This is a genomic window from Pseudoalteromonas sp. K222D, assembly GCF_017653575.1.
Classification (GTDB): Bacteria; Pseudomonadota; Gammaproteobacteria; order Enterobacterales; family Alteromonadaceae; genus Pseudoalteromonas; species Pseudoalteromonas nigrifaciens.
In genome coordinates this window covers 1-9,368 of sequence record NZ_JAGGDL010000065.1, presented here as the reverse complement: position 1 = coordinate 9,368, position 9,368 = coordinate 1, and the positions used below count along the sequence as shown (strand labels likewise).

General features: G+C 41.2%; 6 protein-coding genes and 1 rRNA gene. 4 read left to right on the top strand and 3 right to left on the bottom strand.

The genetic code is table 11. The features are described from left to right. Positions 1–135: 135 nt before the first annotated feature. Together rrf and glsB are read left to right on the top strand one after the other, a co-directional pair. A 5S ribosomal RNA gene (gene rrf / locus J5X91_RS17540) occupies positions 136–250 on the top strand. Between the two features lie 151 nt (positions 251–401). Beyond that, positions 402–1,325, top strand: a complete 924-nt coding sequence (glsB, locus tag J5X91_RS17535; RefSeq protein WP_011328992.1) for a glutaminase B — start codon at positions 402–404, stop codon at positions 1,323–1,325. Positions 1,326–1,347: 22 nt separating this feature from the next. Here the strand turns inward: glsB and J5X91_RS17530 are convergent, their stop codons facing one another. Next, positions 1,348–2,652, bottom strand: coding sequence for an inosine/guanosine kinase (locus J5X91_RS17530; protein WP_011328991.1), 1,305 nt, complete (start codon positions 2,650–2,652; stop codon positions 1,348–1,350). A 178-nt stretch (positions 2,653–2,830) separates the two neighbouring features. Here J5X91_RS17530 and tadA point away from each other — a divergent pair, with 178 nt between their 5' ends. After that, on the top strand, positions 2,831–3,337 hold the full coding sequence (gene tadA, locus J5X91_RS17525) for a tRNA adenosine(34) deaminase TadA (protein WP_208835333.1): 507 nt from the start codon (positions 2,831–2,833) through the stop codon (positions 3,335–3,337). Here tadA and J5X91_RS17520 read toward each other — a convergent pair. Both J5X91_RS17520 and mltF read right to left on the bottom strand, forming a co-directional pair. Then, on the bottom strand, positions 3,334–3,501 hold the full coding sequence (locus tag J5X91_RS17520; protein WP_167376939.1) for a hypothetical protein: 168 nt from the start codon (positions 3,499–3,501) through the stop codon (positions 3,334–3,336). The two genes, tadA and J5X91_RS17520, sit on opposite strands and share 4 nt — an antisense overlap. 194 nt (positions 3,502–3,695) lie before the next feature. After that, positions 3,696–5,108, bottom strand: a complete 1,413-nt coding sequence (mltF, locus tag J5X91_RS17515) for a membrane-bound lytic murein transglycosylase MltF (RefSeq protein WP_208835332.1) — start codon at positions 5,106–5,108, stop codon at positions 3,696–3,698. A gap of 211 nt (positions 5,109–5,319) precedes the next feature. Between mltF and purL the strand changes: the two genes are divergently transcribed. After that, positions 5,320–9,210: a phosphoribosylformylglycinamidine synthase gene (purL, locus tag J5X91_RS17510; RefSeq protein WP_208835331.1), complete on the top strand. Its 3,891-nt coding sequence runs from the start codon at positions 5,320–5,322 to the stop codon at positions 9,208–9,210. Positions 9,211–9,368 lie beyond the last annotated feature (158 nt).

Here is a 9,368-nt window from a genome sequence, read left to right as displayed (position 1 = left end):
CAGTAGTGAAACGAAACAGCGCCGATGATAGTGTAGCATTTGCTATGTGAAAGTAGGACATTGCCAGGCTCCAAATTTAGTCGAGAGACTTTAAATTGAATAAATTATAAAAATAAGAAAATTGAAACGAATTTTCTTGGTAACAATAGCGTTTTGGACCCACCTGACCCCATGCCGAACTCAGTAGTGAAACGAAACAGCGCCGATGATAGTGTAGCATTTGCTATGTGAAAGTAGGACATTGCCAGGATTTAAATTAAAGAAACCCGTTACAGTAATGTAACGGGTTTTTTGCTTTTTAGAATTTATAAAGTAAGCACAAGCTATTTAAAAAGTGAAAGCGTACTTACTGCTTGCATGCTAAAATTCTGCTTTATATAACCGTGTAATTGAGGTTTCTATTGCCTACTACTGATTATCAACAAGTATTGAATGACATAACCCAAGAGGTAGCTCCCTTATTATCACAAGGTAAAGTGGCCGATTATATTCCGGCGTTGGCAGAGGTTGATCCCGAACAATTTTCTATTGCTATTTACACTACCTCAGGCGAAACATTTTGTGCGGGTGATTGTACGCAACAATTTACTATTCAATCTGTATCAAAAGTAATGACATTAACGTTAGCATTACAACGTTATGGTGATGAGCTGTGGCATCGCGTGGGGAAAGAGCCATCAGGAACTGCATTTAATTCGCTTACTCAGTTGGAATTTGAAAAAGGCATACCTCGTAACCCATTTATTAATGCAGGTGCGATTGTAACCTGCGATGCTTTATACAGTCGCTTATCGGCTCCTATGCATACTATGCTTGAAACATTTCGGGCTTTATCGGGGAATAGGTGTATAGCAATAGATAAAAAGGTAGCAAACTCAGAATATGAGTTTAGGCATAGAAATGCGGCTATGGGGCATTTAATGAAGTCATTTGGTAACTTTGAAAATGAAGTGGATGATGTGCTTTGGGCTTACTTTAACTTTTGTGCTATTGAACTAAATTGTATTGAACTGGCAAAAGCGTATAATTTTTTAGCTAATAATGGGATTGATAACACTTCAGGTAAACGGGTGTTACCGAGCCGTCAAACTAAGCAGCTTAACTCTTTACTCTTTACCAGTGGTTTATATGATGCAGCAGGTGACTTTGGTTATAGGGTAGGTATGCCGGGGAAATCTGGGGTGTCTGGTACGGTTTTAGCGGTATTACCTAATAAATTTACTGTTGCGGTATGGTCACCAGGGTTAAACTCTTTTGGCAACTCGGTGGCGGGAATAGCAGCATTAGAGCTGCTATCAAAAAAACTCGACATTTCAATATTTTAAGGAGCTATTGCTCCTTAAAATCTTATTTATCCCAGTAGACTAGTTCGAGGCAATCTTCGCGCTCTGGTAAACCACGAGATAAGCGAGGAGAGTGCTGCACTAATACTTCAAAGCTTGCTCTGTTAGCGTATTTACTTATTTGTGATAATGACGAGTAGGTAATTGCTTTTTGCTGGTGTTTTGCTGAGTTACTGACGTTTATTTTATGATAAACATTGGCAGATAAATCATGTAAAACCGCCGCAAGCGCACAATCACCAGCACCATTGGTGTTTTTGATTGAATCAGGGCCACCCATAAATGGGGCTGTGTGGCTATAGGCTCTAATTGGATCATCACAGTCAGCTTTGCGCATAGCACGTGAGAACTCATAACGATTAAAATCTGGAATTGCACCAGGTAATAATGTGTACTCGGTTTCGCGTTTTAATTGCTCGTCAACGTAACCTGCCATGAATAAGCCTTTTTCACCGGCAGTACAAATTACTAAGTCGACCCAATCAAGCGCTTTATCAGCTGCTAAAAGGGGATCTTCAAAACCAGTAATTGCCAAGCCTTCCTCTTCGTTCATTGCAAGAATATCGACATGCTTTTCAACAAAGTTAGCCCACCAGGTTGGATCTTGTTCAATTAAGAATTTAGTTCCAAGTGTAAGTACCACAGGCACACCAGCATCATTAGCGTATTTAACCGCTTGTATGGTGGCTTCTGTCATGGTTTCTGCGCCTTGAGTGCGCATTAAATAAGCACTGATCACCAACGCGGAAGAATTTTCAATAAGGCTTTTATCGATAGATTCAGGGCGTAAGTGGTTCATTAACCCTGCACTTATAGCAAAAGTTCGCTCACCAGTTTCATCAATTAGTGTAAAACAGCGACCAATTGGCCCATCTACAGGTTGTAAATAATCTAAATCTACGCGGCTTGAGGTATTACATAAAAAACGATAAGCATAACTGCCTATATTTATGTTTTCACTCATTACGCCCAATAGCACAGATCTGTCATCGGCAAGTACTGAATAGTTGTGCATAGTATTACCAACGGTTCCGCCAGCATACTCGTAGTCAACCATTTCATGTAGCTTTAAACGCTCATATAAGGCGTTAGTGACGTCACTATCTATAACTTGTGACATGCCTCGTTGCAGCTTAAATTCATCAAGGAAAGCTTGATCGACCTTGGCTTCGATATCGACAACAATCTGATCGATTCCGGTAATATAGCTACTGTGTAATCTTTCTGTGGCGTTAAGTTGATTAGTTAGTGGATCTTTGGCTTCCACTGGAAAATAATGTTTATGCCTGCGACGTCCAGGAAATTTCATTTGCTACCCGTATTGTGAGCTAAATAAAAAAAGCGTGAGATTATAGCGCGAATCCCCCCTTAGGAGCCACGATAAACCGTTTTAATTTGTTTTATTTTTGCAATAAATGCCGTAATTACGCACTTTAATTAGCTAACTTGATATAATCCATGCATAAAAAATAATTAAAGTAGCTTCAATGAACGAACGATTTGATGACAACTATTGGATGCAACAAGCGTTAACGTACGCAAAGCAAGCAGAACAACTAGATGAGATCCCTGTTGGTGCCATACTTGTTAAAGACAATCAGCTTGTTGCTGCAGGGTATAATCGTTCTATTACTGATAATGACCCATCAGCTCATGCTGAAATGATGGCTGTACGTAAAGGCGGTAAAGTACTTAATAATTATCGTTTAATTGATTGCACGCTTTATGTGACCTTAGAGCCATGCTCTATGTGCGCGGGGTTATTAGTGCACAGTAGAATTAAGCGTTTAGTGTTTGGTGCTGCCGATGCTAAAACAGGATCTGCTGGCTCGATTATGAATTTGTTGCAAGAGCCTAAGCTAAATCATCAGGTGGAGGTATTAGGTGGTGTACTAGAGGGGCAGTGCGCTACTATTATATCTGACTTTTTTAAGCGCAGAAGAGCGCAAATTAAGGCAGCCAAAAAGGCTGCTCGTAATAGCAATGAACTTTAACTTGCTGCCATTAAAGCATCTAGCTCTGCCATTTTTTGCATTGCAAACATGCGGCGGCGCCAAATTATTTTTTTATGTAAATTACGCAGCATAACGCGGCGTCGAGTTGCTGTTGAGTTAATTGTTTTTCGTTTGAATCTTTGCGTGCGTTTACGTTTTAGCATGTTTTCTCCTAATGCAATAATGAGAAATGCACAAATTATATCCAAATTACTCAGATGTTTATCATTAATTAATGTGAATATATAATTAACACACATTATTGAACATTTGATGACAAGTAAACAGTTTTTTAATTACCTAGGGCGTATTTATTAGAGTAATGAATTAGTTGTTATTATTATCGTTTGTCAGTTTACTATTTTGCTTCAACCTCATCCCCAATTTTAGGGGCAACTACAGGTGCTTCTGGTTTTTCTTCTATTGCGTTATTTTCATCAAGCCAAACTAGGGCATCGTAATAACGGCGAATATTATCAACATAGCTCACCGCAACATCACCACGAGAATAGCCATAACGCGTTTTTCGGTAGTAACGTTTTTTAATTAGTAATGGTAAGCGCTTTTTAACATCGGCCCACTTATCAGGGCTTGCGCCTTGTTGTTTAGTAATAATTCGTGCGTCGTTTACATGTCCCCAGCCTACATTATACGCAGCAAGTGCGAGCCAGGTTCTGTCTGGTTGTGGAATACGATCAGGGATACGTTTAATTAGTTTACTTAAGTATTTTGCGCCACCGCGAATATTTTGCTCTGGCTCTAACCTATTAGTTACCCCAACTTGCTTAGCAGTATTACGGGTTAGCATCATAATACCTCGCACCCCAGTTGGGGATTTTGCTCGTGGGTTCCACATAGATTCCTGATAGCTTAATGCTGCGAGTAAACGCCAATCAAGTGTTCCTGCATATTGTTCAAACCATGGTTGGTATTTAGGCAGTGTTTCTTTTATTGCTTCAATATAGGCAAGTGTATTTACGTAGTTAAATTGACGAACGTGACCAAAGTATTTTTCTTCAAGTACATAAAGTTGATTATTTTGTTTTGCTTCACCAAAAAAAGGGACTAATAAAGCATAAAGCGAATCGTCATTTGATTTACGCAGCATCCACGCGATCGGGTCGTTATGCGTAATTGAAAAACCAATACTTAAATTAGGGTGATAACGACGAAATAACGATAACGTATGGGTGTCGGCTAAAGTGTAATCTATTTCGCCATCAATAACGGCTTGTAGTAACTCTTCTTCGTCAAATTCTTCGGTTTCGCTCCAGTTAAGTTCTGGATTGCTTTTTTTTACTTTTTGTAAAGTAAGTGAGTGACTACTTTTAGCTATAACCATGAGATTACCAGTTAAATTATCATAGTCGCGTGGTCGCTCTATACCTTGTTTATACACTAGTTTTTGACTAATGGTTCGGTAGGTAGGGCCAAAACGATATTGTTGTGCACGTGTTTTATTATAGGTAAGGCCTGAGGCAATTAAATCAAGATCACCGCTTTGCAGGCGTGCAAACATGTCTGATAAATTAAAAAATGGGACTATTTCAAGCTCTACACCTAAATAGTCTGCAAAGGCCTGAGAAAGCTCGTATTCAAAGCCTTGCTCACCTTGTACTGCCTGATAATAGTTACTGGCACTGGCTAATGTACCCACTCTAATTTTGTTTTGCGCTTTTATTTGGGCAAGTTGAGTCGACTGCTCTTGTATATCGCATGCACACAACAGCATAACTAAAGTAATAATTATGATTAGTTTTTCTTTCAACATTGTTTGCCTCTTTAACGCCCTAATCCCCGTTATAACAAAACTTAGCCATTACGTCACTTAGCGTTTAGTTTTATTCGTTTCGAGTGGCTGTAAATAAAGAAAAAAAGTTAATTTTATGAAAAGCGAAATTATGAGTTAAATCTAAGTGCTACTTAGACTATAATGTTGCCCTAAAATATCGTTCAATCCCTAACCCCGGATGAAATTATCTATGTTGATCCTTCGTGGTGCACCAGCACTTTCAGAGTTCAGAGTTAATAAAATTTTAGCGCGTTGCCAACAATCGCAACTTCCTGTCACCAACGTATATGCTGAATATGCGCACTTTGCCGACTTAACATCGCCATTGAGTAGCGCTGAGCAAACCAAGCTTGAAAAACTATTAACCTACGGTCCAACTATTGCTGAGCATACCCCAGCAGGTAAACTTGTATTAGTAACACCTCGCCCTGGCACTATTTCGCCTTGGGCTTCTAAAGCAACCGACATAGCCCATAACTGTGGCTTAAAGCAGGTTCATCGTGTTGAACGCGGTATTGCTTATTATGTTGAAGGTGAGCTAAACGCAGAGCAACTTTTACAAGTAACGGCGTTATTACATGACCGTATGACCGAAGCAACCCATAGCCAGTTTGAGGATGCTGCGCAACTATTTCGCAGTGATGCACCGCGTCAAATGTCATCTGTAGACATTTTAAGTGGTGGGCGAGAAGCGCTTGCAATTGCTAACGTTGAACAAGGTTTTGCCCTTGCAGATGACGAAATAGATTACCTAGTAGAAAACTTTATAAAGTTAGGCCGTAATCCTAACGATATCGAATTGTTTATGTTTGCCCAAGCAAACTCAGAGCATTGTCGTCATAAAATATTTAATGCAAACTGGACAATCGATGGTGAAGAGCAGCCAAAGTCGCTGTTCAAGATGATTAAAAATACTTTTGAGAAAAACCCTGAAAATGTCTTGTCGGCATATAAAGACAATGCCGCGGTAATGAAAGGCTCAAAAGCGGGGCGCTTCTTCCCCAATGCGCAAGGTGAATATGCGTATCATCAAGAAGACATCGAAATACTAATGAAAGTTGAAACTCATAATCACCCAACCGCCATAGCGCCATTTTCAGGTGCTGCTACAGGCTCAGGTGGTGAAATACGTGATGAAGGTGCTACTGGCCGTGGTTCTAAGCCTAAAGCTGGTTTAGTTGGCTTTACTGTTTCTAACTTACGTATTCCTGGTTACGAGCAACCGTGGGAAAGTGATTTTGGTAAACCTGGGCGTATTGTTACCGCTTTGGATATTATGACTGAAGGGCCGCTTGGCGGCGCTGCATTTAATAATGAGTTTGGCCGTCCTAATTTGTTAGGTTACTTTCGTACCTATGAAGAGCAAGTGACAAGCCATAATGGCCTTGAGGTACGTGGTTACCACAAACCAATTATGCTTGCCGGTGGTTTAGGTAATATTCGCACAGACCATGTACAAAAAGGTGAAATTCCTGTTGGTGCTAAGCTCATTGCTTTAGGTGGCCCAGCAATGAACATAGGTTTAGGCGGCGGTGCAGCATCAAGCATGGCGTCTGGGCAATCAAATGAAGATTTAGATTTTGCTTCAGTACAACGCGAAAACCCAGAAATGGAACGTCGTTGCCAAGAAGTTATCGACAAATGTTGGCAGCTAGGTGATGAAAACCCAATTGCGTTTATTCACGATGTGGGCGCCGGTGGTTTATCAAACGCATTTCCTGAACTAGTAAATGACGGTGGCCGTGGTGGTAAGTTTCAACTACGCGATATTCCAAATGATGAGCCAGGTATGGCACCACACGAAATTTGGTGTAACGAATCGCAAGAGCGTTATGTACTTGCCGTAGGTGTTGAAGATTTTGACCGTTTTGAAGCTATTTGTAAGCGCGAACGAGCACAGTACGCGGTAATAGGCGAAGCGACTGCTGAGCCACACCTAACGGTTGCCGATAGCCACTTTGATAATAACCCTGTTGATTTACCACTAGACGTATTATTAGGTAAAGCACCTAAAATGCATCGCGATGTAACCTCAAAGCAGGTTGTAGGTAAAGCACTTGATGTTACAAATATTAATGTAGCAGATGCGGCGCAGCGTTTATTGCGCTTACCAACCATTGCAGAAAAAACCTTCCTTATTACAATTGGCGATCGCTCGGTAACAGGCTTAGTAGCGCGCGACCAAATGGTTGGCCCTTGGCAAGTGCCTGTGGCTAACTGTGCTGTAACTGCTGCTACATACGATACTTACCATGGTGAAGCTATGTCGTTGGGCGAGCGCACTCCTGCAGCGCTATTAAATTACGCTGCATCGGCGCGTTTAGCTGTGGCAGAGTCGTTAACAAATATTGCCTGTGCAAATATTGGTAGCCTTGAAAATATTAAGCTTTCGGCTAACTGGATGGCAGCAGCGGGTCACCCTGGTGAAGATGCTGGTTTATATGAAGCAGTAAAAGCCATAGGTGAAGAACTTTGCCCAGCGCTTGGTTTAACAATTCCAGTAGGTAAAGATTCTATGTCGATGAAAACGACATGGAAAGATGAAGGTGATTCACAAGAGAAATCAGTAACATCACCGCTATCGTTAATTATCACTGCCTTTGGCCGTGTTGACGATGTACGTAAAACAGTGACACCGCAGCTACGTACCGACAAAGGCGAAACATCACTTATTTTAGTTGACTTAGGTGCGGGTAAAAACCGCATGGGCGCATCAAGCTTAGCACAGGTTTATAAGCAATTAGGTGATATAACGCCTGATGTTGATAGCCCAGAGTTATTAAAAGGCTTTTATAACGCCATGCAAGTATTGGTAGCTGATAGTAAGTTACTTGCTTATCATGACCGTTCAGACGGTGGTTTATTTACCACAGTTGCCGAAATGGCATTTGCTGGCCACACAGGTGTAACTGTTGATATTAATGGCTTAACAGGCAACGACATTGAAGCGCTTTACAACGAAGAGCTTGGCGCTGTTATTCAAGTGGCTAATAGTGATTTAGATGCAGTTAATGCGGTACTTAAAGATCATGGCTTAGCGACAATCAGCCATATTATAGGCACGCTTAATAGCGACGATGCGATTGTATTTAACCGTGGTAAAAATACCGTGCTGAGTAACACGCGTACAGAGCTGCGTACTATGTGGGCAGAAACAACGTATCAAATGCAGGCGCGTCGCGATAACCCTGAGTGCGCTAAGCAAGAGTTTGATGCCAAATTTGATGTTAAAGATCCTGGCTTAAACGTTAAGTTAAACTTTGACTTAAACGAAGATATAGCAGCACCGTATATTGCAACGGGCGCTAAACCACCAATGGCTATTTTACGTGAGCAAGGAGTAAACTCTCATCTAGAAATGGCTGCCGCATTTAATCGTGCTGGTTTTGCTGCCATTGATGTACACATGAGCGATATTCTAGAAGGGCGTTTATCACTTGAGCAGTTTAAAGGCTTAGTGGCATGTGGTGGTTTCTCTTACGGTGACGTATTAGGTGCAGGCGAAGGTTGGGCTAAGTCGATATTGTTTAACGACATGGCGCGTGAACAGTTCCAAAGCTTTTTCCACCGTGAAGATACCTTTAGTTTAGGTGTGTGTAACGGTTGCCAAATGTTATCTACTTTAAAAGAGTTGATCCCAGGTACTGAGCATTGGCCACGTTTTGTAACGAATAAGTCAGAGCGTTTTGAAGCACGTTTTAGCTTAGTAGAAATACAAGAAAATCCATCGGTATTCTTTAATGGTATGGCTGGTTCGCGTATGCCAATAGCAGTATCGCACGGTGAAGGTCATGCTGAATTTGCAAACGATAACGCAGTTAAAGCAGCATTAGACTCGGGTACTGTAGCGGTTAAGTTTGTAGATAACTACGGTAATCCTACAACGCAATACCCAGCAAATCCAAATGGCTCGCCAGAAGGGATTACAGGTATTACCTCAACCGATGGACGTGCAACAGTAATGATGCCGCATCCTGAGCGCGTATTCCGTGCTGTTGCTAACTCTTGGAACCCAGATGAGTGGCGAGAAGATAGTCCGTGGATGCGTATGTTCCGCAACGCGCGTAAAAATGTAGGTTAATAACCTAACTGCTCAATTTAGGTTCATTTAAGTTGAGTATAATAAAAAGGCTGCCTTGTGCAGCCTTTTTTGTTTATGATTACCTAGAACCTAGAACCTAGAACCTAGAACCTAGAACCTAGAACCTAGAACCTAGAACCTAGAACCTAGAACCTAGA